The organism is Brevibacterium oceani (assembly GCF_017948325.1).
Classification (GTDB): Bacteria; Actinomycetota; Actinomycetes; order Actinomycetales; family Brevibacteriaceae; genus Brevibacterium; species Brevibacterium oceani.
Genome location: NZ_CP072846.1, coordinates 346,049 through 369,551, shown reverse-complemented (window position 1 = coordinate 369,551; position 23,503 = coordinate 346,049). Strand labels below are relative to the sequence as shown.

The window sequence follows — 23,503 nt, the reverse complement described above, 5'->3', positions numbered from 1 at the left end:
GCCTACTCCTCGGCCATTGAGAAATCGTGCACCACCGTTTCAACAGCAGGTATATCAGCTGGCGCCCATTCCACCGAATTGAGAGCGGTTGCCTCGATCCAACGAATCTCAGAGTGTTCGGTCAATCGCGGATCACCGTCGACCAACCTCGAATAGAAGGTGGTCAACGTTACGAAGCCGAAATCGTACTCGTATCGAGTCGAAGCCACTTCATCGCCGATTTCAGCTGTACACATCAACTCTTCCTGGAGCTCGCGAACAAGCGCCTCACGTGGGGTCTCTCCGGGCTCAATCTTCCCTCCGGGAAACTCCCACATGCCTGGCAAAGACATCATTGAGCTTCTCTGCGCTGCCAAGACAGTTGAACCATCGACGATGATGGCACCCACGACGTTGATTTCCTTCTTCACGATCCCGCTTCCCTCTTCCTCGGTGACCCTCTCACCCTACCGACTTGCTATACATCCTTGGGCGCAATTTGGGCCAAGTAGAGCCTCGAACCCTCACACCGGCTGTTGAGTGTTCGAAGCAACCTGGCGCAGCTCTATTACGCGGCTAGACAGCGCTCATGCACAACCCTTCTGGGCGCCCGACATGGTGCCCTCAGCGTGATCTCGTGGCCGCTTGAGCCGTCGAAGTCCTCACACTGGCCGCGATTGCGGCCTCACCGTTCGGAGCAACTGCTTGAAGTTCATATGTACCGGCCCCGACAGGTTTTCCAACAAGGTGAATCTGCTCGTTCGCGAACAGCGGTGACTTCGCGCGGAAGTCGAAACCGGTCACCGTCTCCTCGGGATGATTCGTCATGAACGCGTCGAGCAGCAGGGTCGCTGTCAGCGGGCCATGCGTGACGAGTCCCGGGTAGCCCTCGACCTCAGTGACGTACGGGTAGTCGTAGTGGATACGGTGCGAGTTGAACGTCAGCGCCGAATACCTGAACAGCATGACCTCGTTCGGCCGCACACTTGTGGCCCAGTCCCATCCATCCGGAACGGGCGAATCTGCCCGGGGAGGCAGTGCCGCCGCTGATCCCACTGTCACGGAAGTGGCTTCCCGGTAGACGATCGTGTGCCGGTCCGTCGTCGCCAGGACACCATCTGCGTAGACCTCGTGACGCAGCTTCACGAAGCACAGCGGTCCGGTGCTGCCGGTCTTCTCCGTGATCGATTCGATCGTCGTCGTCCGCTCAAGCTGCTGCCCAGGCAGGATCGGTGTGTGGAACTCGAGCGCACTGCCAGCCCACATACGCCGGGACAATGGCACCGGAGGCATGAACCCACCAAGCTTCACGTGCCCGTCTGCGCCGAGTTCGCTCATCGGCACATCGTCCTCGGAGAAGTGCAGCCAATGTCCGAGAGGGAATAACGGCGCACGTTCGTCACCTTCGCGCCCAAGCAGAGAGGACAGGCGGGCGGCTCGTTGCCCGTCGGCCACCTCGGTGACGGTCGAGGTGCGGCCCACCCAATCCTGCAGATTCACGGTCCCTCCGTTACTCATGGCTTCTTCCCTCCGATCAGCACGACGGTTCAGGCCTTGTTCCGGCCGATGAGCTGCTTCGCGATGACACCGAGCTGTATCTCGTTCGTGCCTTCGCCGACGATCATCAGCGGAGCGTCACGGTAGTAGCGCTCGACATCGTATTCGGTGGAATATCCGTAACCGCCATGAACACGGATGGCGTCGAGGGCCACCTCGGCGGCCATCTCCGAGGCATAGAGCTTCGCCATACCGGCCTCCATGTCCACTCTCGCGCCCGAGTCATACGTGCGTGCGGCGTGAAGGACGAGCTGCCGGGCGGCCTCGAGCTTCGTTGCCATCGTGGCGAGCTTGCTGCCCACCGACTGATGCTTCCAGATCGGCTTGCCCATCGACTCACGCTCCTGCGAATACTTCACCGCATCATCGAGCGCCGCCTGCGCGACACCGAGCGACCGGGACGCCACCTGGATGCGACCGATCTCGAGTCCCTTCATCATCTGTTTGAATCCGACGCCCTCGGCCTCGCCGAGCAGCTGCGACTGCGGCTGCCGGAGCCCGTCGAAGGACAGTTCGCAGGTCTCGACTCCCTTGTACCCGAGCTTCGACAGATCCTGGAAGACACTGAAGCCCTCCCCCTTCTCGACGAGGATGATCGAGATGCCCTTATGCCGCGGTTCCGCCTCGGGGTCGGTCTTGCACAGCAGCGCGATGAGGTCAGACTTTCGGGCGTTCGTGATCCACGTCTTCGACCCGTTGATGACGTAGTCGCCGCCGTCCTTCGTCGCGGTGGTGCGCATGGCCTGCAGGTCGGATCCGCCGCCGGGTTCGGTCAGCGCCATCGTCGCCCGCAGCTCTCCGGTGGCCATCCGCGGCAGGTACTTGTCCTTCTGTGCGTGCGTGCCGTATTCCTGGATGAGCTTCGCGACGACGGTGTGCCCGCCCATGGCACCCGCCAGGGACATCCATCCGCGGGCGAGCTCCTGAGTGATGAGCGCATAGGCCTCGGTCGAGACCTTGCCCATCCCCCACGGCTCGTCGATGGCGAGCCCGTAGATGCCCATGTCCTTCATCGTCTCGATCCACGCTTCAGGATATTCATTCGCGTGCTCGACCTTGTTGACGCTGGGTTTGACCTGGTGGTCGATGAAATCGGCCACCGTGTCGATCATCATCTGCTCTTCATTGCTCACTGCCATGGTGAGATCATCGGCTCCTCCCTGCTCAGATCATCTGTCATGTGCCGGACTTCTTCGGCATCACCGTGAGACGGACGGCCGAAACCAGAAAGAAGACTGCCCCGAGGCCAGCGTATCCGGCGACGCCCACGATCATGTCACTTCCCTGCAGTCCCTGAAGCAGGAATCCGGCACCGGCGAATACCGAGATGCTTCCGGAGAACATCTGGGCGACCTGTCCACCGCTGTATCGATTGCGAATCGCAGCAATGAGCTGCGGAACACCGACGACTATCGCCCAGACACCCCAGATCGCGAGAACCGCAGAGATGCTGGCCGACGACGCAAAGCCGAGTGCCACGGCAACCGCGACGCTGAGGACGACGTTCACCCACTCGACAACCTTCGAGCGGTGCCGATCCGGGTCAGCTCGCAACTGCCACAGCACAGCAGCAGCGTCGAAGGCGGGATAGATCACGAGAAGCACCGTCAGAAGAGGGCTCACGTCGGGGACCTTCGCTGCGGTCACGACCATGGATGCCACCCAGATGGCGGCGAAGATGAAGCGGATGAAGTACAGGGCACGCAATGACCGACCGTACCTCTCCTCACTGTCTGACTGAGTCTTTACAGGGTTCACCATTGCTCTGCTCCTGACGTATACGCGCACCCTGGTGAGGCTGCGCTGCTGGTGATGATGGAACTGAAAGTAGAGTTACTAGTACGTCTACCTAGATCAATGTAGACTACTTCGTATACCAGCGCAAGCAATCCAGTCGAAGACAGAGAGTGAACATGGCGCAGACTGCAGTGAAGACCACCCGAAGCAGATCAGGGCCAGCTACGCGTGAACGCATCATTGAGGCCGCGAACGAGATGTTCTACGCGCAGGGAATCCACAGCACGAGCGCGGATCGAATCATCGCGCAGGTGGGGATCACGAAAGTCACGTTCTATCGTCACTTCCCCACCAAGAGCAACCTCGTCGAAACCTATCTGCGCCGACAGGCCGAGGGAGAGCGCGAATGGTTCTCGTCGATGCGACGAGCCGATGATCCGGTGGGGACCCTCCACGCCATCGCCGCAGGGATCAGCGCCGCGAGCTGCGAACCCGGATTCCGCGGATGCGCGTTCATCAACGCCGCAGCAGAATTCCCCGACCCCGAAAGCCCTGTCCGCAACGTCGTCGATGAGCACCGAGGCTGGATGCTCAGCGAGTTCGCCGATATCGCATCCGAAGCCGAAGCGGCCGACCCGGAATCCGTCGCACGACAACTCATGATCGTACGCGACGGGGCCATGGTGAACGGCTACCTCGGCGAGCCGACATCGAGCACCGAGTCACTGCATGCCGCATTCGATTCGGTGATCACGGCAGGACGCTGAACCCAGGAAAAGACGGCTCGTGCGGAGCCCGGAAACCCTTCAACCCACAGGCCCCGGGAGTTCGAGCACACGGGAATTGCGCAGCCGCCACCGGAGCACACTGATGCCCAACCTGGTGCGGTTGTAGCCCGACAGCGGGTCGTATCCGAGGCAGCGCTCGATCTGCTCGGCCCGGCTCTGCACCGTGCTGTGATGCAGGCCGAGATCGCGGGCCGCCTGTCTGATCGTCGGTGCCTCAAGCAGCACGCGCACCGTGGACTCTGCCCACGGCGAGTCCATGATCTCGTCGATGCGCGCTGCATCCGGATCGGTCGCCTCGGAGGATTCGGCAAGCAGTTCGACGAGTCCACCGAAGTTCTCCGCTCGCACGAGTCCTTCCTCGGGTGGCCGGCTGAGCCGCAGTGCCACCACGGCCGCCCGCAGTGACCGCGGCAGTTCTCCAATCGACCCGGCCGGCCCCAGCCCGGCCGGTGTCACGGCGATATCCTCGGCGTGGTCGGCCACGATGACCACCTGCAGAGTGCCGTGTTCGCTGGTGATCACGTCGGTGGGACCGGCGGGTCGCTTCTCGAATACTGCGAACAGCGGGGCCGCGAGGACTCGGTATCCGTGTCCGGGCCTCAGGCCCAGGCGGAGCGCTACGGCACTCCGGTCTTCGACCGTCGCAGCGACGTCGAGGGCGAGCGCCACGTCGCGCGGGGTCTCCAGCTGCTGCCGTTCGAGACCGAATCTCACGCCGATGGCCAGGCCGAACCGTTCGAGGATGAGTTCGTCGTTCGGCAGGGCATCGCCCTGCCGCTCAAGCCAGACCTCGGATTCGTTCGGCAGCGAGAGTGGAGCAACCTCGGCGGGTCGGTCTCCCGAAATCGAGATTCCGCCCGGATCGACCCGCAGCTGTCTGGTCCCATCACCGCTGCGGAAGCCGGCCGGGCAACCTGCCAGAGCCGCGGCTGCGGAGGCGAGGGCATGGGAATTGACCTCGCCTGCCATGAGTTCGTCGAAGCAGGCGATGACGCGCAGACCCAGGCTCGCCTCGGGATCCAGCTTGGCAATCCTGCCGAGCAGCTCCTGCACGTCATCACCTCCTCGCTCGTCCATCGGTCGACGGTCGTCACTCGACGGCCGTGATTCGCATCGTGCCGCGAATCAGCCTTTCAGAGCATCGTAGACTGCCGTCTCCATCTCGAGGTACCCACCGACGGATTCGGGGTCGGCGAAGGGGAGGATCTGTGTGGCCCAGTACCCGCCGATCTTGTTCTGTCGGTCGAACCAGTAGAAGAGGTTGGCAAGGCCCGCCCAGGCCGCTGCGCCCGCCGGTCGTCCGGTCGGGGCGTCCTCCTCGTTGATCATGAACGTGTATCCCCAGGTCTTCGGCATGCCGGGGAAGAACTCCGCATCATTGGACAGGCTCGGGATGACTCCGGGCAGCAGTTTCACCCGAAGATCGCCGAGGTGGTTCTGCGTGGCCATGTCCACCGTTTCGGGGCGGAGGACGACGGTGCCGTCGTCGGCCGCTCCGTCGTTGAGCCACATCCTGATGAACTTCAGATAGTCATCGACGGTCGAGAAGAGTCCGTGTCCTCCCATCTCCACCTCCGGGTCGGGCAGCATGAAGTCCGTCGCCGCGAGTTCGCCGTCGGTGCGTTGGTGCATCGTGGCCTGCCGGTCCTGCATCGACGCGGTCGGGCGGAAGGTGCTGTCGTTCATGCCCAGCGGGTCGAGGACACGGGTGCGCATGGCCTCGCCCAGCGTCGTTCCGGTGATGCCTTCGATGACCTGGCCGGCCCAGTCCATGTTCGACCCGTACTCCCACTGGGCGCCCGGATCGAACAGCAGAGGTGTCTCAAGAGCCTTCCGCGTGGCGGTGACGATGCTCGGCTGGCCGTGTTCACGAGCGAGGCGTTCGTACTTCTCGTTGAAGAAGTCGTAGCCGAACCCGGCGGTATGCAACAGCAGCTGCTTGGTCGTCGGTTCGCTGGCAGGCGCTCGGAAGATCGGCTCACCGCTGTCGTCGAAGCCATCGATGACCTGCACGTCGGCCAGCCCCGGTGCATATTCTTTCGCCGGTGCGTCGAGGTCGAGCTCCCCTGACTCCACCAGCTGCAGTGCCACGGTGCCTGTCAATGCCTTCGTCGTGGAGAAGATCATGAACACGGAGTCCGTGGTCATCGGCTGCGGGTCGTCGAGGGAACGAACGCCTGCCGCTGTCAGACTGATCGTCTCCTTGTCGGTGGTCACTCCGGCGACGACGCCGGGGACGCCACCGCTGTCGACCGTCTTCGTGGTCACGCGGACAACTGCGTCGTTGACAGCTGTGTTCTCGGACATGATGTTCCTTTCAGTCGGCCAAGAGCTTCTCGATCCAGGCCATTCGGGTGCTGATCATTCCTTGCGCAAGGTGTGTATGGGCGGCAAAGATGTCGAAGGCGTGGAAGCCTCCGGGCCACACGTGCAGTTCCGCTTCGCTGCCGTCGTTCCAGAGAGCCGAGGCATAGGCCACGGCTTCGTCCCGGAAGATCTCGGCCGAGCCCACATCGATGTAGGCAGGCGGCAGGTCGGTCAGGTCGCTGGCACGCGATGGTGCGATGTAGGGCGAGACCGCCTCGGTGCGGTAGGCATCGCCGAGCATCGCCTGCCATCCGGTTTCGTTGCTCACCCGATCCCAGACCCCGATGCCGTCGAACTGATGAGTCGACGGTGTGATGTCGCGATCGTCGAGCATCGGGTAGATGAGCAGTTGGCCCTTGAGTTTCGGTCCATTCCTGTCGCGGGCCGCCAGTGCCATTCCGGCGGCCAGTCCTCCGCCGCAACTGGCTCCGGCGACGATGAGCCGGGTGAGATCGACGCCGAGGGTCTCTGCATTCTCAGCCGCCCACAGGAGCGAAGCGTACATGTCCTCGCGCGCATACGGGTCTTGGAACTCGGGTGCCAAGCGATATTCGGGGCAGATGAGGACCGCACCGATTTTCTCGACCCAGTCGAGGTTGAGGCCGAGCGCGCTGAAGCGATCGCCGAACATCAGTCCGCCGGAATGGGCGTAGACGATCGTCGGGCGTCGGCCGGTGTCCCCCGATCGTCTGAATACAGAGACGGTGATGTCCTCGCCGAGGTGGCCCGGCACCTGGTGTTCGGAATGTTCGACCCGACGACCGCTGAGGGTCTCCGCCAGCGGCTCCGAGGCATAAGAGACTCGCATGAAGTCAATGAGAGAGGGAGTGATGGTCGGCGGGAAGACACCGCCGATGACGGACAGACTCGCGGCGAGCTCCGCGTCGAATCGTGACCGTCGTTGTGTCATGTCACCAAGTATGCCGACCCTGGCACCGTGGCACTACCGCCAGACCATCGTGCTTTTCGCGCAGTCACCCGACAGTTGTCGGGTCCGAGTATTTCTACCCGATGAACCCCATCACCGACTCCTTGACCTGCAACGCCGCAAGGAATCCGAAGAGTACGAGGCACACGGTCAGCAGCGTGTTCGACCACCACGTGTTGCGCAGCCCGGTCGGCACGGATCTGCGGTTGAGGATGACGAGCAGAGCCAGGGCGAGGACGGGCAAGATGAACGCGCTGATCGCGGCGTAGACGAGGACGAGGGTGACGGGTTTGCCGAGCCCCATGATCACCAACGTGGCCACGGACAGGTAGACGAGCGCTCCACGGAACTCGACCGACTTCGCTGACATGTCGAAGCGCGCCTCGTCCTGGTGCGGGTACCGCCTGAGCACCCGCAGGCAGTCGGCGGTGACGTAGGCGATGCCGGAGAACCCGCCGAGCACGCTCGTGTACACCACGGCGAGGAAGCTGATGAGGAAGACCAGCCGCCCGACGTCACCGATGCGGTTGACCAGGCTGTCAGCGATCGCGAAGAGCGCATCGTTGTCCGCGATCGTGAAGCCCTGACCGTAGAGGATGAAGGCTCCGACGGCGCTCATCGCTACGGCGAAGACGAAGACGAGCCCGTAGCTGATGACGAGGTCGAGGCGGACGACAGGCTTCCAGTCCGGCGTGCGCCAGGCTTTCTCCCGGATCCAGAACGAGTACGCGAGGATGCCGGTCGCCCCGCCGACCCCGCCGATGAGCGACATCACCGTGATGATCGAAGCATTCGGGAAGGTGGGGACCACGGTCTCGGCCGCAACCTGCTGGGCGCCATCACCCTGGAAGACGGAGATCGCCAGCGCGATGATGCCGAAGAACATGATGATTCCGAAGCCCATCATCGCCTTTTCGACGAGACCGTAGCGGCCGATGCCCACCAGCACCGAGGCAGAGAGCAGCACGACGACGGCCGTCGGCCAGAACGGCAGCACTGGGAAGATCGCTTGGAGGATGTTCGTCGTCACCGCGATCACGCCGGCGCCGAAGAAGAGCCCGACGAGCAGTTCCGCGATGAGGAAGAGCACCGGGAACGTCCGTCCGCCGAAGCCGGTGAGGTGGGACAGCAGCGACCGGTCCCCGCTCATCTGCAGCCGGGAGACCGCTTCGGAGAGAACGAATTTGAGCATGATGCCCACCGTGAAGACCCAGATGAGCGCGAGTCCGTACTCGGCGCCGGAGTTCATCGTCGTGATCATGTCCGAGGCACCGACGCTGGCGAGCGCGAGCACGATGCCGGGTCCGATGAGCCGCAGCCGGCCTCCGAAGGTCACCGGCGCCGAGGCGGTGATGTCAGAGGTCTGCGAAGTCGTTTCTGCGAACATAGGCAGGGCGGGGCTCCTTCACGTGCGTTTGTCGACACAGGAAAGGCATCGACCACCCTCTAATGTGCCGGACAACATCGCATGTCAAGATGCGTGTCTCAACTTTTGGAACGCGCTCCACGCGCTCGGGCCGCCAGTCTGTCGAGCCCGGAGATCTGTGAGACACTCCACTTCTAGCGGGCCACGGTCAGAACGTATCTAAACCTGGCCTTCACCAAATTGCAGTTCTGCAACGGCGTTCACGCAGTGATACTCGCCCACCGACTCACGACGCCGCAGAGCGAAACAGGAATGAGGCGTTGCAGGAAGCGCGTCACTCCCGATTGGCGATACTCGCAGAAAGCCGCCGCTCGCGGAAAAGTCAGAACACAGCGCTCATCAGCATTCAGAAGACACATTGCCCACTAGGCATATTTGCCCACTGGGCACCTTTCCGCTAACGTTCTGATCATGACTGGTGAGACTGAGGTGGGCCTGCGTGAACGCAAGAAGCTCGAGGTGCGCAAGGCGCTGAGCGACGCGGCTCTGGATCTCATGTTCGAGCGCGGACTGGAGAACGTGGTGCGCGAGGAGATCGCTGAGCGTGCCGGCGTATCGCTGAGAACCTTCAGCAACTATTTCCCGAGCAAGTACGACGCGCTTGCATATCGGGTCGGCTTCCGCCTTCGACGCAGCGCCGAACTCCTAGCGGGCCGTCCCGCCGAGGAGCCGCTATGGACGGCGATCTGTGAAGCGATCATCGGACCCCTGCTCACCGACGGAGCCTCGCACGGTCCGCCGACGTCCCAACGGCTCTCCGAAGTGCACAAGTTGAACCAGATCCCGGAGATGCAGACCGCTCTCGCGCGAACGACGATCGACGACCTCGTCCAGGCGATCGCCGAACGCACTGGAACCGACCCGCAGTCTGATCTCTATCCGCGGCTCGTGGCGCAGGTCGCGTTCAGCGCCTTGACGACCGTGACGAACCACTACCCCGCGATCGACCCCGCGATCACATTGCCCGACGCCCTCCGGCGGGTCTTCGTCAGCATCGCCGACGGCCTCCCGACTCCGAACCCATCCCGCCCTAACGCACGACCGATCGGATTGCTCAATGACCCTGACGACCGATGACCAGCTGAACGTCATAGGGGTAATCAGCCTCCACGGCCATCTCTGCGACGCGAACGCCCTCGACCGTCTCGACGAAGTGTTCACACCGGACCTCGTGCTCGACGTGAGCGAACTCGGCCGGCCCGCGCTGCCGAACTTCGATCCCGCACGCTCGTTGGAGGCGTACATTGCCGCGGGAAAGCGCAGCGGCCCGGGGACGACGGTCGGTATGCACGCGACCAACATCATCGTCCGGGAGGCGGGTAGTGGTGCGCACGCCGTCTCGAAGGGATTTACCGTCGACACGTCCGGGACGACGTCCAGCTTCACCTACACGGATCGGCTCGTGCGCACCGATGACGGCTGGCGTATCAGCCATCGCCGCATCTCCCCTCGGCGCGAACCGGGCCGAGGACCGGAACCGACATTCGAGGAGCACGAATGACGACCAACGAGACCAGCCCACTCGCAGAGTTCGCCCGAGCGGCCTCTCAAGAACAGGTGGCGAGAGCGGCTGCCGCGCTCTCTGCTCACGGCTTCGCCGTCGAAGTTCTCCGCGATGCCGGCGAAGCGCGCACGCGGGTCCGGGAGCTAGTGCCGGCCGGGGCGAGCGTGCTCACCGCCTCGAGCGAGACCCTGCGTGCTTCCGGAATCGATGAGGACATCAACGGCAGCGGACGGTACCTGTCGGTTCGAGAAGCAGTCCAGTCGATGGACCGCAGCGCCAAAGCTGACGACATCCGACGCCTCGCGGCGACCCCCGATGTCATCGTCGGCAGCGTTGCTGCTGTCACCGAGACGGGGTCATTGATCGTGGCCTCCGCCAGCGGCAGCCAGCTCCCTGCCTACTCCGGCGGCGCACCCGCCATCTGGATCATCGGCGCGCAGAAGATCGTGCCGGACATGTCGACCGCGCTGCGACGGCTCGAGGAGTACGCCCTTCCACGAGAGGACGAGCGGGCCCAGCGCGCATACGGGCAGCCGAGCGCGGTGAACTTCATGCTCACACTCAACGCCGAGCCCCGCCCAGGCCGCGCCACGGTCCTGCTTCTGCAGGAAGCGATCGGGTTCTGAATTCGATGCCGATCACACGTCTACGCCCCAGCCCACAGAACGAAAGAAGCTTCCTTGGATAGTGACCGAGCTCCGCAGAAGCTGATCGGATGGTGGCTCAAGGAGGCCGACGCCCGGCTCGACGCGGTCTTCGACGCTCGACTGCGAGAGCACCAAGCCGATCGGCGCAGCTGGCAGATCATGGCCAGTCTCTCGCGGTCTCCGCTTCGGCGTCCTGAACTGATCGCCTCCCTCCGTCCCTTCGATGAGGAGACCGCCATCGACGGTGTCGTCTCGGAACTTGTCCGATCCGGGTGGATCGACGAGTCGGGCGACCGACTGGTCCTGACGCCGTCCAGCGTCGCGAAGAAGGCGGCTCTCGCGTCGACGGTCGCGGAGGTCAGGAACCAGGTCGCGGAGGCGCTCCCCGGCGACAACTACGACGCGCTGATCCGGTTCCCCGCGCGGCTGGTGGCCGCGCTGCCGCCTCGCGCCCGGAAGGAAACGAATTGAGCGCGGGAGTCCCAGGCGGAGGGACCTCAGGGATGACGCCGTGCGACGTGGTCGTCGTGGGCGCGGGGCCCACGGGCCTGCTTCTCGCGGGCGACCTCGCCCGGGCCGGACTGCAGGTGACGGTGCTCGAAGAGCTCTCCGAGCCGAGTCCGGTGCCGAAGGCGAACGCCGTCATCGGTCAGGCCGCACGCCTGCTGCGGCAGCGCGGCATTTACCGGCGTCTCGGGATGTCGCGCATGCCCGAGCCCGCGACGGTTTTCCAGTTCGGCGGCCTGTCACTGGACCTGTCGCTGGCCGACGACGATCGCCTCCACGGGATCAGAGTCTCGCAGCAGGACCTCGAGCAAGCACTGGCGGCGAGGGCTGCGGAGGCCGGGGCCCGGATTCGGCGCGGATGCCGCCTCCTGGAGGCTACCGATGACGGGCAGGCAGTGACGGTCCGCTTCGAGCACGAAGCCTCTGGGCGGCAGACTCTAGCGGCGAGCTACGTCATCGGTTGCGACGGCGCGCACAGCGATGTCCGACGTCTAGCGGGGATCGGCTTTCCCGGCGTCACCGACGACGACGTGATCTCCCGCTCAGCCGATGTCGTCATCGCGGGAACGAGCGTCTCGTCGGGCCAGGTCACGGTCGACGTTCCAGGCGTCGGGCCGCTCGGCCTGTATAGCTGGAACCGCACCCAGCGCGGCGCATGGTCGATGCTGCCCAAAGGCGACGGAATCATCCTAGCCAGCGCGATGGAATGGTCGGCTAACAATAATATTGCGGACGCCGCTCCGGTAACATTCGCGGAAGTCTCCCAAGCCTTCAATCGAGTCGTCGGGGCGGACATTCCAATCCACCCCCCGTCGTCGCCGGGACGGCACCAGTTACGTCGGTGGGGTGGGCGCAACACGAGGATTGCTTCCACCTACCGCCGCGGAAGGATCCTTTTGGCCGGGGACGCAGCCCATGTTCACAACGCGGTCGGTGCACCGGGCCTCAACGTCGGCTTGCAAGATGCCGCATGCCTCGCCTGGCGGATCGGAGCCGCTTTTCACGGTGCCGTCGATGCCCTCGATGGTTACGAAGCGGATCGACGGCCGGCTGCCGAACGTGTGGTCATGCATACACAGGTTCAGACTCTCCTGCTCTCCCCCGCCACAGCGATCACGTCGCTACGGACACTGCTAAGTGAGCTATTCGATGAGTCGGTCGTGATATCTCGACTCGTGCGAATGCTGGAGGGATCTGATGTCGACTACAATGCAAACTCTGCCGTCCATCCCCTCATCGGAAAATTCGTGCCTGATCTCGGCCACATCGACGACGCACTAGATGGTGTGCAGCCGACGCTTATCCGCTCACAGTCGAGCCTCGACTTCACATTGGAAGGAGTACGGACGATCGACTCACCCATGGCGGTATGGCCGGCGGCCCTGACGCTCGTCCGCCCAGATGGATACGTCGCCTGGGCCTGCGACAGTCCAGTCCCAAATGATCTCGCAGACCTCCGGCGCGTTGCAGAACACTTAGTCGGGGACGCGAGCAAGACGCAGGCCGAGCATTGATCCACCACTATTGTTCGGGCCCGCACCCGTGCAGAAAGCTGACGGTGCAATGCTGGAGTAGACTGGCGAGAAAGATGGCGGGCCATAGTGGGAACCAGCATGACGTCCTCCATTGACCTGGAATATCCATTCGTTGGTCGCTGGCTCACCCAGAACAGCCCGGCTAATCGCGTGCCTAGCCACGGCACGACTCTGTTCGCCACCTCCTACGCAGTCGACTTCGTGCCAGTTAGCGCTGCCGGACACACAGCGCCGATCACGTTCGCCACTCTCACACGCCCTGAACCACCCGGAAAGTTTCCAGGCTTCGGGCGTCCGCTACTGGCTCCGGCTGATGGGATCGTTGTAGCCACGCACGACACTGAGCCCGATCATGTGGCCTTCCGTGGCCTACCATCGATCAGCTACGCACTGACCCAGAAGCTTCGAACAAAAGCGGGCTGGGTCGCGCTCGCCGGGAACCATGTCCTGATCGAGAGCAACGGATGCGTCGTCGCCCTCTGCCACTTGCAGCGAGGCAGCATCGAAGTTCGATCAGGACAGCGCGTACACGTCGGTGACGTGCTCGGTCATTGTGGCAACTCCGGGAACAGTACCGAACCGCACGTCCACGTGCAGGCTATCGACGACCGCAACGTCGAGCACGCCAACGCCGTGAGGCTGTCGTTCAGAGCAGCTCTCCCGCGCAACGGGGTAATCATCGACATATCCGAGTAGTGGCATCGAACTCGTTCTGGTTGAGCGCCATCTGCCTTCCGGGAACGGGGGCTCAGCCGCCGGCGAATTCACGGGGGCACGCGAGTATCGGACCGTTGCAGACAGTCCTCGCTGATCGAGGCCCAAGTGCGAGGGCGCTTTTCGATGCACGTCCACTGCGCATCTCGAACGGGAGTGTCGATCGCAACGCTGTGATATGCGCCAATAACAGCGACGCTAAACCTGCATCAGGCCCGTTCGGTATCAATACGGGTACCGAGCTCTGTTCTGGTCTTTCAGGAGAGTCAGATTCGACGAATGATATGTTGGAGGCTATTTGGCGCGCGGCGGCTGTTGTCTGTCAGCAGTCGAGACGGTTGTTGAATGTTGAGGTGCTGTGATCGGATGCCTGGCACCCAACAATTTCAGTACTTCAGCCGCCGCCGACGAGGACGTGGTGACCGGTAGTGGGAAGTGCGCGAGAGTTTCTCCCTAACATTTCCTGTTCTTTAGTGTCGTAGCCGGTCGACTACTGCGTCCTGTGGTCCGTCGGCGCTTGTCGAAGAGCCCGTTCGAGACGGCAACGGCGGCAATGACGATGCTCGCCCCGGCAAGTTGGAGCTTTGTCGGATGCTCGGCGAGAATCATGGCAGACAGCCCGAGCGCGAGCACCGGCTGGATCAAAAGCAGGGCGGCAGTGGTGACGGGTTCGAGTCGAATGCTGCCATGATGGATCAGCAGCCAGGCGACGATCTGTCCGAGCACTGCGAGCATGATTAGGTATGTCCAGGCCAGTGGCGTGATGGCTTTGAGATGGAGACCACCGGTAAAAGGGGCGATGAGAGTGGCTGTGACAGCAGCCGAGGTCGTTGCCCAGGCGAGCGGCTGAACAGTGCGTCCCGGTTCCTGCCTCGTCGCTCGGCGTGTGAGAAACAGATACGCTCCGTAACCGAGACCGGCAAGCAAGCCGAGCAATGTCCCACTCATGGCTGCTTCCTGTCTCAGAGTGGCGGCGTCCCAGATGCCAGCGACGAGACTGATTCCAAGAAGCATCAATGGCAGGGCCAGCAGGAATCGCAGGCGGATCCTTTCTCGATCAACCGCGAAAGCCAGCAGCGGCAGCACGACGACCTGCACGTTGACCACAACGGTGCTGATCCCTGCACCAACATGATAGATCGACGCTGTCCAGGCGGCGTAGTCGATGCCGAGTGCGACTCCTGCCGCGAGAGCCGAGCTGATGCCGCGTCGAGAGAGCGGGCCCCGTCGTCCGCGTTCGCCCAACGCCAGGGGTATGAGGACGACAACGGCGATAGCGCACCTCAGCATCGCTGTGGTCGCAGCGTCCACCCCCGCGAGTTTGACCAGAATCGCTGACATTGACAGGCACGTTGCGCCCGCAAGCACCGCCACCGATGCGACGGCACGGGATTGGAAATTGATTGAGTCAGGTGAATCTTGATAAGTCACAATTCGACGGTAAACGCCCATTACCCATTAGCACTAGTTCTCAGTTCTCCTCAGTACCGTTAAGCTAAACGTATGAATGTGGAGTGGAGTCGGCTTCGAATATTAGACGCGGTTGCACGCACGGGGTCGGTGACGCGGGCGTCGATGCTGCTGCACATGACCGGGCCTGCGGTCTCGCAGCAACTACGCCGGATCGAGGCCGAAGCTGGCATCAGAGTTGTCATACCCGACGGGCGTGGCGTGCGACTGACGAACGAGGGTCGCGTCCTTGCCGACTACGCCGGACGCGTCGCAAGGCTCATGATGAAGGCGGACAATGACCTGCACCACGACGATGAACTCGTCGGTCGCATCGGGATCGGTGCACTCGCCTCCATTGTCCGCACCACCCTGGTCGACGAACTGCCTGCCTTCCAAGAACACCATCCGCGCGTTGAACTGCGCATCGAGGATGGCGAAACTGCATCTCACCTCGATCAGCTTGCCGGCGGTCGGCTGGATGTGGTGTTCGCCGAATCGTGGAGTCCCTCCCCGCTGCAACTGCCCGCCGGAGTCAATGCCCAGCGTCTGTCCCAAGAGACCGCCTGGATCGCATTGCCCGAGCTCCATTTCGCGCGCGCAAGGACAGACATCGGTCTCGCCGACCTCGCAACAGAAGCGTGGGCGGCGTGCACCCCCGAATCCGACAAGCACGACGCTCTCACCCAGTTCGCTCGCCGGAACGGAATCGAACTGGACATCCGACATTTCGTCGCCGATCACGTCACCCAACTCGCACTCGTCCGGTCAGGCATCGCAGTCGCCTGCGTTCCGGCACCAGCAAAGAAGACAGATGCTCCCGGCATCATCTACCGCAAGCTGATGCCCGAGATGACTCGCGACATATTGCTGTTGACCCACAACAGGAATCATGCACGTCACGTCGAAGCGCTCATCACCCACCTCACCACTGCCAAATCTCGCCGGTGAACTCGAACCTCAAACACCTTCCGATCGGAACGAGCAGCGGGCCCGGTCCGCCGAGAGCCGACTATGCCTCACTATAGAGTGTTTGGCTTTTGCATTGCCGTTGCCGTGCTCACCGCGAGCGGCGTGCCCTTACCGCAGAACAGTGCACCGGCGTTGACGTCACTACTCACAGCGTGAGGTTGCCGGAGAGTCGCTTTCATGCCTTGCAACGCCACCGCGCTTGCCCTTGTGAGTGCTGGCGAAAAGCCAAAATCGAGGGCCGAAGTCAAAGTTGTCTTTGACGAATTCGCCATCCAAAGTTGTAGCCGGATGAAGGGAGCAACCGTGGTGGATGCAATCGCTGGCAAAGTGGGACAGATTAAGACCGAACAGGGTTCGGTCGACACGATGTATGCCCAACTGGACTCAGAAGTAGCCGCCCGCATCGCGGCACAAGAGAGGGCGACGGAATCGCCAGCAGAGGGGGCGGAAGCCCGCTATGAAAGGGACGTCGAGTTCTCGCATTTGTCTGACGATATCAGTCGGCTTCGACAGGCAGAACGGTCTCTGTGCTTCGGCCGCATCGACAGCGACAGCAAATCGCTGCATGTCGGCCGCATCGGGCTGCGTTCAGCATCGGGCGAGATTCTGTTGGTGGATTGGCGTGCGGAGGCAGCGCGGCCCTTCTACGCATCAACGATGGTCTCACCGCTGGGTCTACGCCGTCGTCGCCACCTGCGCGTCGCAGATCGTCGTGTCGTCGACGTCTCTGATGAAATCCTCGACGGGACTACCCCGACCGCAGTCGACGTCGTCGGCGATGGGCCGCTCGTATCGGCGTTGAGTGGAGCGCGAACGGGTCGTATGCGCGAGGCGGCCTCGACTCTCCAACATGAACAGGATGAGATCGTCCGGTCGGAACATCGAGGAATCATGGTCGTCGATGGCGGCCCGGGAACCGGCAAGACGATCGTCGCTCTACACCGGGCCGCGTTTGTGCTCTACGCCTTTCCTTCGATCGCCGAACGCGGTGTCCTCGTCTTCGGCCCGAACAGGCGGTTCCTCACCTACATCTCCGATGTATTGCCGTCGCTTGGCGAGAACAACGTCGAGCTAGCCACGGCATCGGATCTCGTCGGAGTCGATACGACTGGTTCCGAGCCCGAAGCAGTCACCCTGGCGAAAGGAAGCCGTCGATTCGCTGAGACCCTCGCGCAGCGGGTACAGAAGCGGCAGCCGCACGGCGTGCCACTGCGGGCAACTACCGCACATGGCCAGGTCATTCTCGGCTCCGCCCAAGTCGATGCTGCTCGGCGCAGCGCGCTTCAGGGCGGCATCGGTCACAATCCTGGGCGGGACTTGTTCCTCGAGCACATCGTCGACGAGCTGGTCAACGAGCTGGAGCAGCAGACAGCGAAAGAGATCTCCGACTTCGAAGACGAGCTCAAGGAAGTCAGCGGAATCGACCTCGACCGCATGTTCGCCCGCCGCCCCGGAGATCCGCAATCGGACTATCTTGAAACGCCGTCGGCGGAGCTGGACATCGACTGGGATCGAGTGCGCGACGACCTCCTCGGCGACTCCGATATCGACCGGACCATCGACGAGGTCTGGCCAAGGCTTCACCCGCAGGACATCATTCGCGAGGTGCTCGCGGATCCGGATTTGCTGACCTACGCCTTTCCCGAGCTCACCGAAGAACACATCGCCTCGATCGTCACGGGCGTCGGTACGGGATGGAGCAGCGCTGATCTCCCGTTGCTCGACGAGGCACGAGCGCTCATCGACGGGCTTCCCGAGACAACCTACGGGCACATCGTTGTCGATGAAGCGCAGCTACTCTCCGAGATGGAATGGCGCATGATCATGCGGCGCTGCCCAAACCGCTCGATGACCATCGTCGGCGACCTCGCACAGGCAGGACCGGCAACCACGATCATGAGTTGGGAGGGTGCTCTGGAGCCATTTGTCGCTGACCGATACATCCATCACACGCTGACCGTCAACTACCGCACTACTGCTGAAATCCTGGAAGCGACGAGTCCAACACTTGCGCTGATTGCCCCGATGCAAAAGCTCTCACGCTCGATCCGTCACGGCGAATCTCCGACCCACATTAGGATTGCCGACAGCGACACCGAAAACGCCATTGGTCAGCTCATCGCCCGTCTCCGCGACGACCATCCTGACGAACTCGTCGGTATCGTCGCTGCGCCTCAGCGCGCGCGGAGAATCGGACTCGGATCCCTTGCAGACGATGCGGCGGTCGTGCCCGCGCCCGACGCACGGGGCCTGGAGTTCGATACGGTGATCATCGTCGATCCGGAAGAGATCCACAGAGAAAGCAAGTCTGGGCTTCGGGACCTCTACGTCGCTCAAACGCGAGCGACCAAACGACTCATCACGCTCGAGATTCCATCCGCCGAAGCGGCAACGTCTCCAGCATGAGCCGCGTACCAAAAGCGAAGAGCCGAACGTCCCAGTCGACTGATCGGCGCCCAGCCTGATACTCCTCAGCCGGCTGGACAATCGGCAAGCCTATCTCGCGGCCCGCCAGCGCCCAGAACAGGTCCGATACACGGCCCGCGAGCAGACAGAGACTGCACGGTATCATCCCGCACCACCGCGCGCCTCCTCGTCGAGGTCAATAGGTTGCACAACGGGAAGTACTGGAATGCCCGGGAATAGGCCCACCGCCGGATCGGGGCCAGATAGGTGAAGTGTTGATTCAGGACCACATACCTGCTTCCAACCTTGTGCGCGGCCTTGGTGGACTCGTGCACACGCTCTTCCTCGGCATAGACCGATACGCAGTAACCCCTGCTGGGGTCCCGCTGCACCGCAGCAAAGGTGACACCATCAGACCGCTGCGCCGATCGGTTCGCAACAGCGGGTAGGTCCAACAGCTTCCGAATGTCAGCGCTGTCGGGGCGACGGCCGGCGTCGGGGAGGCAGGCGGCTCCGAATATGTGTCAGGCGCTTGGGGTGGTCGCTATTGCCATTGCAGGCGGCTGACGGTGCCCCGGCCGGCCGGGCTCAGATATTCCGGAGCTGTGCGCGGCCAGCGGCGCTGAGCTCGGCGATCGAGTGTGAGCCCTTCGGAAAAAGCGAGCCGACCATCAGCCGGTGCAGGCCGGGGAGCTTCATCGCCCGGAAGCCCCAGCGCCGCAGCAAAAGGGTGCGGGTCGTCTTCGGTAGAAATATCTCGACAACTCGTTCGCGGGCCGACGCCTGGATCTCGGTCGCCACTGGCCGCCAGCGGCGCTCGTACTCCGCGAGGGACTCCGATACCGGTCGCTGCGTCGCGAGCATCTCGGCCATCACGTAAGCTCCGGCGATACCCAGTGAAGCGCCCTGCCCGGCAACGAGGGACACCGCATACGCGGCGTCGCCTACCAGGCCGACACGGGAATCGGTCCAACATGGCATGACGATCTGCGCAACCTGGTCATAGTACATCTCGCGGGATGGTGGGCAGTGAGACAACGCCCGGTCCGCGAGATCGCCCAAACCGGAGAATTCACGGCGCACCTCCTCGCGCGCACTGTCGGGCGAAGCCACGTCGCCGGTGCGGTGCACCGTGAACGCTGCAACGTGCCCGTCGTCGAGCCCGTAGAGTCCCATCTGGCGGTTGAGGGTCTCTGTCAGGACGAACTGGCTTCGGACCTGTTCGAATACGTCCCGGTCCTCGAAGACAAACGCGCTGGTGTGCATGCCGAGGTCACGCAGGAACTCTGACTCGGGGCCAAAGGTCTCGGAGCGGACGTGCGAATGGATGCCGTCGGCCCCGACGATCAGGTCTGCTTTCATTACAGTTCCGTCCGAGAGCACGGCAGTTTCGTCGCTCACCCGGTCGACGGTGAGCCCGTAGCGCAGATCTACGCCGCTACCAAGGGCAGCACGCAGCAGTTCCTCCAGTGCAGGGCGCATGATGCTGACGATCTCGCCGTCGAGGGCCTTCACGAAGAAGTCATAGTCGAGACCGACCGTGGTATTGCCTCGATTGTCGATGTACCGGAACTCGCTGACCCGGCTGGCCATCCGCCGCAGTTGCCGCTCCAGGCCCATGGCAATAATCGCTTCGTATCCTGGGCCCGAGAAGTCGATCATATACCCGTGGCGGCGCGGCCCAGTTGCGCGCTCGACCAAGGTAACGTCCCATCCGTGATGGTTGAGGCGTCCGGCAAGGGTGAGGCCAGCGATGCCGGCTCCGCAGATCAGGGCTTTCATAAATGTGTCCCTTCTTGGTCAGGGTGGATGATCCTGCGTAGAAGTGCAAGGGCTTCGTCGGTCGGCAGCTCGGGGTCGAGCCCTTTCTGGAGGGCGAGGCCGTCCAGCGCCGCGAGGACTACGAGCGCCGTCGCTTCGGGCCTCGGGTTCCCGGAGCGGGCAAGAGCCGAAGTCAGTGTGCGACGAAAGCACGCCATCACCTCGACCAGCTGCTCCTTCAGCAACCGGTCGCGGGTGGCGGCGAGGTAGGTCTCGATCACCAGGAGCGACGTTGGGTCGGAGCCGTCAAAGAAAACCACGAGGGACAGCAGTGCTTCTGTGCCCTCCTCGACGTCCACCTCCTTACCGAGCTGTGCGCTGGTCTCGTCGAGAAGCACGGTAATCCTGTCCATCGCTGCCAGCCGCAGCAATGCCTGCAGGGAGTCGAAGTGGTAGTGGACCAGCCCGGCACGGATGCCCGCGTGGTCGGCGAGCCGTCGGGTGGTCACGGCGTTCCAGCCGACCTGCGCGATGAGTTCCGCGGCAGCCTTCAACAGCTGGGCCCGAACCATCCGACCGCGCTCGGTACTGGTCGGAGGATTAGAATCGTCAAGTTGGTCACTTGCATTGGTCATATGCCCAATTATGTAAGCCGTGGTCTTTGATGTAAAGGGCACGTGTCAGACGAGCCACGACAGCATTCGGCAGGCTCGCCTCGCGCGTGATGGGGTGTTTACCCGCAACCTGCGTCCGACGTTGGTGTCGATCACGCGTCATCGGCATCTCCGGCGCGGCTGCTGACGCCGAACGAGCCGATTGCACGGTGACTTGCTAAATGCAGGGGGTTACCGCCGGCCATGTGCTCGGCAAATCCGTGCTCGGATCGATCAGGTTCTCCGCCCTAGAGCTGGACGTCCCTGTCATCCTCATCGTCGGTCACACTTCGTGCGGAGCCGTGACCGACGCAACCCGCATCCTGGACACCGGGGAAGTACCGGCGACCACCTGACCACGCTTGTCGAGCACATCCTGCCATCAGTAGTCGCGTCTCGCCGCAAGGTCGCCCAGTTCCGAGACCTCTCCCCGCCGCTCAAGGGCCCCGAGGCAGCGGGCGGGCTCAAGATCGCCGGAGCTGTCTACGACCTCGGCACCGGACGGATCGCAGCGCTCGACTGACCCGCCCAGAATAGGCGTGCTCAAAATCGCACCGGAGCAGGCAGATCCCCTTCACCTGCGCGGAGGCACTCCTCCGTGCCGGCACAGGCATCGCCGATCTATTGCACTCATCGGCGGTTAACATTCAGCCGGATGCAACATCTAGTTGTACCACCCAGGGCTGGCATACTCCACGGACGCTTCGCGCCCACGGAAGTCATTGCCCAGAAGACCGTGGTCCAGAGCTTCAAACGTGTGATTGATTCTAAGGTATTCGTAGTTACATGGAACTAAGATAATAGTACTATGGGGGTATGAGAGGTGAAGCGATCATCATCGGAGCGGGTATCGCTGGACTGGCTGCAGGAAGGGCGTTGCTGCACGACGGCTGGGAGGTCACACTTTACGAACGCACCGAAGGCTTGCCTTCCTCAGGGACGGCACTGGGGATGTGGCCTGAGGCGATGGCGGCTCTAGAACGACTCGATGTTGCGGATGCGGTGCAATCAACGGGAATGCTCCAGCACGGTGCCGCGTTCCTCCGGCCGGATGGGTCCGCGTTCGCTCGCATCGCCTCGAAGGATCCGGCCTACCTGATTTCCCGACCGGCGCTGCATGAACTCCTCTACGGTGACGCCCTCGAAGCCAACGTGAGGTGGTCGTCCGCTGTTGAAGATATCGCTGCTCTTCCCAATGCCGACCTGATCGTGGGGGCCGACGGGATAAACAGCCGCACCCGGCACGCCATCACTGACCGGAGAAACTCCACTCGGCCGCTCGGGACAGTGGCATTTCGTGGGGTCGTGCCAGGACCTGTGGACAAGGCGACGGAGACTTGGGGAAACGGTCGACTGTTCGGCATCACGCCTCACGACGCTCAGACGACCAATTGGTTCGCCTGCGTGCGAGAGGACGTGCTCGGCGAGCATGACGGCAACCTTCCCGATGCAGAACTCTTGGCCGAACTGTTCCATGGCTGGCACTCGCAAGTCACGCGGGTCGTGAAGGAAGCGGATTCGGAGCAAATCGACCGCCGCGTGCTGCAAGATTCGACTCCGTTGAAATCGATGATCCGAGGGAAGACTGTCATCATCGGCGATGCCGCTCACGCGATGGCGCCCAACTTGGGGCGAGGGGCCTGTGAAGCGCTCGTCGACGCCGTAAGACTGGCTGATGCGCTGGGTGCAGCGAAAACGATCGAAGACGGGTTGCACGCGTTCGACCGGAGCCGATGCCGTGCCGGACAGAGAACGGCACGAGTCTCGCGTTTACTCAACCGCATTTCCACTGCGCGCCATTTCGCCGGGTTGCGGCAGAGGACAATGAGTGCGCTCACCCGCTTCGCCTGACGCGTTTGCTAGTCCAATCACCGACGACGAAAGCTGAGAATGAAAAGCCACAGCGGGAGCAACCGTGACCGAGCCCTGCATGCCGCCCTGGCAATCGCGGGGAACCAGGGAATCCGCGCCCTGACGCATGGACGGGTCGATTCCACAGCCGGATTGCCCGCAGGAACGACCTCCAACCACTTCCGCACCCGCACTGCACTCCTCCATGCGACAGTGGACCGCCTCGTCGAATCCGAGCAATGTGCCTTCTCTGCAGATGACACGCCGCAAACCGCAGACGATCTAATCCACGCACTGACCCAGTTCATCTGCGACGCTGCAGGGCCGCAACGAAATCTCACGACTGCTCGGTACGCCTTCTTCGTCGAGGGATTCCACGATCCGCACATCAGAGAAAAACTCACCCAGGCACGGCATGAAATCGAAGTCTGGGCTGCGCAGGCCCTTGAAACGCTGGGCGTCTCTCGGCCATTCGCAGCCGCCGGTCGGGTCCTCAGCTATGTCGATGGTGCGATCCTGCACTCACTCGCCTTAGACTGCAGCACCCACAGCGAGAACATCGCGGTTGCCGTCCGGCAGTTAATAGGGGTTGTGGATGACTTGATTCCACATGAATCTGCCCATTAGAAGTTACGACAACTCGACATCAAGCGCGGCACTCGGTATGACTCCGAACACGCGAGCAGAACTCAATAGTCGCTCATGTCAACTGGTCCGCGACC

At 62.7% G+C, this 23,503-nt stretch carries 24 protein-coding genes; 13 read left to right on the top strand and 11 right to left on the bottom strand.

Going from position 1 to position 23,503, the window contains the following annotated elements; genetic code table 11:
* Window positions 1-2: 2 nt before the first annotated feature.
* The 4 genes from J9314_RS01705 to J9314_RS01690 all read right to left on the bottom strand — a co-directional run bounded on the left by J9314_RS01705 (window position 3) and on the right by J9314_RS01690 (window position 3,297).
* Window positions 3-410, bottom strand: a complete 408-nt coding sequence (locus J9314_RS01705) for a (deoxy)nucleoside triphosphate pyrophosphohydrolase (RefSeq protein WP_210604193.1) — start codon at window positions 408-410, stop codon at window positions 3-5.
* A 193-nt stretch (window positions 411-603) separates the two neighbouring features.
* The gene (locus tag J9314_RS01700; protein WP_210604192.1) at window positions 604-1,479 is read right to left on the bottom strand and encodes an HTD2 family dehydratase; all 876 of its coding nucleotides are present in this window, start codon (window positions 1,477-1,479) and stop codon (window positions 604-606) included.
* Window positions 1,480-1,526: 47 nt separating this feature from the next.
* Window positions 1,527-2,675: an acyl-CoA dehydrogenase family protein gene (locus tag J9314_RS01695; protein WP_210604191.1), complete on the bottom strand. Its 1,149-nt coding sequence runs from the start codon at window positions 2,673-2,675 to the stop codon at window positions 1,527-1,529.
* Window positions 2,676-2,712: 37 nt separating this feature from the next.
* Entirely contained in the window at window positions 2,713-3,297 is a 585-nt protein-coding gene (locus J9314_RS01690) for a DUF308 domain-containing protein (RefSeq protein WP_210604190.1), read from the bottom strand.
* A gap of 152 nt (window positions 3,298-3,449) precedes the next feature.
* Here J9314_RS01690 and J9314_RS01685 point away from each other — a divergent pair, with 152 nt between their 5' ends.
* Entirely contained in the window at window positions 3,450-4,040 is a 591-nt protein-coding gene (locus tag J9314_RS01685) for a TetR/AcrR family transcriptional regulator (RefSeq protein ID WP_210604189.1), read from the top strand.
* Window positions 4,041-4,079: 39 nt separating this feature from the next.
* Here J9314_RS01685 and J9314_RS01680 read toward each other — a convergent pair whose 3' ends face one another.
* The 4 genes from J9314_RS01680 to J9314_RS01665 form a co-directional block, all read right to left on the bottom strand.
* Window positions 4,080-5,138 (bottom strand): helix-turn-helix domain-containing protein, encoded by a 1,059-nt coding sequence (locus J9314_RS01680; protein ID WP_210604188.1) that lies wholly within the window; start codon window positions 5,136-5,138, stop codon window positions 4,080-4,082.
* A gap of 48 nt (window positions 5,139-5,186) precedes the next feature.
* Entirely contained in the window at window positions 5,187-6,368 is a 1,182-nt protein-coding gene (gene acmB, locus J9314_RS01675) for a methyl acetate hydrolase AcmB (protein ID WP_210604187.1), read from the bottom strand.
* A 10-nt stretch (window positions 6,369-6,378) separates the two neighbouring features.
* Window positions 6,379-7,338: an alpha/beta hydrolase gene (locus tag J9314_RS01670; protein ID WP_210604186.1), complete on the bottom strand. Its 960-nt coding sequence runs from the start codon at window positions 7,336-7,338 to the stop codon at window positions 6,379-6,381.
* A gap of 94 nt (window positions 7,339-7,432) precedes the next feature.
* Entirely contained in the window at window positions 7,433-8,743 is a 1,311-nt protein-coding gene (locus tag J9314_RS01665) for an Nramp family divalent metal transporter (protein WP_210604185.1), read from the bottom strand.
* A gap of 450 nt (window positions 8,744-9,193) precedes the next feature.
* On the opposite strand from J9314_RS01665, the gene J9314_RS01660 reads away from it, so the two are divergent.
* The 6 genes from J9314_RS01660 to J9314_RS01635 all read left to right on the top strand — a co-directional run bounded on the left by J9314_RS01660 (window position 9,194) and on the right by J9314_RS01635 (window position 13,671).
* On the top strand, window positions 9,194-9,859 hold the full coding sequence (locus J9314_RS01660; protein ID WP_210604184.1) for a TetR family transcriptional regulator: 666 nt from the start codon (window positions 9,194-9,196) through the stop codon (window positions 9,857-9,859).
* Window positions 9,840-10,283 (top strand): nuclear transport factor 2 family protein, encoded by a 444-nt coding sequence (locus tag J9314_RS01655; RefSeq protein ID WP_210604183.1) that lies wholly within the window; start codon window positions 9,840-9,842, stop codon window positions 10,281-10,283. Before J9314_RS01660 ends, J9314_RS01655 begins: the two co-directional genes overlap by 20 nt.
* Window positions 10,280-10,912 carry an LUD domain-containing protein gene (locus tag J9314_RS01650; RefSeq protein WP_210604182.1) on the top strand — a complete coding sequence of 211 codons (633 nt, stop codon included), beginning with the start codon at window positions 10,280-10,282 and terminating at the stop codon, window positions 10,910-10,912. The genes J9314_RS01655 and J9314_RS01650 overlap by 4 nt, the downstream gene beginning before the upstream one ends.
* A gap of 54 nt (window positions 10,913-10,966) precedes the next feature.
* Window positions 10,967-11,404, top strand: a complete 438-nt coding sequence (locus J9314_RS01645) for a hypothetical protein (RefSeq protein ID WP_210604181.1) — start codon at window positions 10,967-10,969, stop codon at window positions 11,402-11,404.
* Between the two features lie 32 nt (window positions 11,405-11,436).
* Entirely contained in the window at window positions 11,437-12,954 is a 1,518-nt protein-coding gene (locus J9314_RS01640; protein WP_210604180.1) for an FAD-dependent monooxygenase, read from the top strand.
* 99 nt (window positions 12,955-13,053) lie between these two features.
* Window positions 13,054-13,671 (top strand): M23 family metallopeptidase, encoded by a 618-nt coding sequence (locus J9314_RS01635; protein WP_210604179.1) that lies wholly within the window; start codon window positions 13,054-13,056, stop codon window positions 13,669-13,671.
* 471 nt (window positions 13,672-14,142) lie between these two features.
* On the opposite strand, the gene J9314_RS01630 is transcribed toward J9314_RS01635, so the two are convergent.
* Window positions 14,143-15,120 (bottom strand): DMT family transporter, encoded by a 978-nt coding sequence (locus J9314_RS01630; RefSeq protein ID WP_246490552.1) that lies wholly within the window; start codon window positions 15,118-15,120, stop codon window positions 14,143-14,145.
* A gap of 72 nt (window positions 15,121-15,192) precedes the next feature.
* On the opposite strand from J9314_RS01630, the gene J9314_RS01625 reads away from it, so the two are divergent.
* Both J9314_RS01625 and J9314_RS01620 read left to right on the top strand, forming a co-directional pair.
* Complete coding sequence (locus tag J9314_RS01625) at window positions 15,193-16,089, top strand: LysR family transcriptional regulator (RefSeq protein ID WP_210604177.1); 897 nt, start codon at window positions 15,193-15,195, stop codon at window positions 16,087-16,089.
* 198 nt (window positions 16,090-16,287) lie between these two features.
* Window positions 16,288-18,516 (top strand): HelD family protein, encoded by a 2,229-nt coding sequence (locus J9314_RS01620; protein WP_210604176.1) that lies wholly within the window; start codon window positions 16,288-16,290, stop codon window positions 18,514-18,516.
* 588 nt (window positions 18,517-19,104) lie between these two features.
* Here J9314_RS01620 and J9314_RS01615 read toward each other — a convergent pair.
* Both J9314_RS01615 and J9314_RS01610 read right to left on the bottom strand, forming a co-directional pair.
* Window positions 19,105-20,298 carry an FAD-dependent monooxygenase gene (locus J9314_RS01615; protein ID WP_210604175.1) on the bottom strand — a complete coding sequence of 398 codons (1,194 nt, stop codon included), beginning with the start codon at window positions 20,296-20,298 and terminating at the stop codon, window positions 19,105-19,107.
* Window positions 20,295-20,912 (bottom strand): TetR/AcrR family transcriptional regulator, encoded by a 618-nt coding sequence (locus J9314_RS01610; RefSeq protein WP_210604174.1) that lies wholly within the window; start codon window positions 20,910-20,912, stop codon window positions 20,295-20,297. Before J9314_RS01610 ends, J9314_RS01615 begins: the two co-directional genes overlap by 4 nt.
* A gap of 200 nt (window positions 20,913-21,112) precedes the next feature.
* Here J9314_RS01610 and J9314_RS19390 point away from each other — a divergent pair, with 200 nt between their 5' ends.
* The 4 genes from J9314_RS19390 (at window position 21,113) to J9314_RS01590 (ending at window position 23,408) form a co-directional block, all read left to right on the top strand.
* The gene (locus J9314_RS19390; RefSeq protein ID WP_210604173.1) at window positions 21,113-21,286 is read left to right on the top strand and encodes a carbonic anhydrase; all 174 of its coding nucleotides are present in this window, start codon (window positions 21,113-21,115) and stop codon (window positions 21,284-21,286) included.
* Window positions 21,223-21,453 carry a carbonic anhydrase gene (locus J9314_RS01600; protein WP_210605787.1) on the top strand — a complete coding sequence of 77 codons (231 nt, stop codon included), beginning with the start codon at window positions 21,223-21,225 and terminating at the stop codon, window positions 21,451-21,453. Before J9314_RS19390 ends, J9314_RS01600 begins: the two co-directional genes overlap by 64 nt.
* Before the next feature lie 293 nt (window positions 21,454-21,746).
* On the top strand, window positions 21,747-22,781 hold the full coding sequence (locus J9314_RS01595) for an FAD-dependent oxidoreductase (RefSeq protein WP_210604172.1): 1,035 nt from the start codon (window positions 21,747-21,749) through the stop codon (window positions 22,779-22,781).
* 39 nt (window positions 22,782-22,820) lie between these two features.
* On the top strand, window positions 22,821-23,408 hold the full coding sequence (locus J9314_RS01590; protein ID WP_210604171.1) for a TetR/AcrR family transcriptional regulator: 588 nt from the start codon (window positions 22,821-22,823) through the stop codon (window positions 23,406-23,408).
* Window positions 23,409-23,503: the final 95 nt, after the last annotated feature.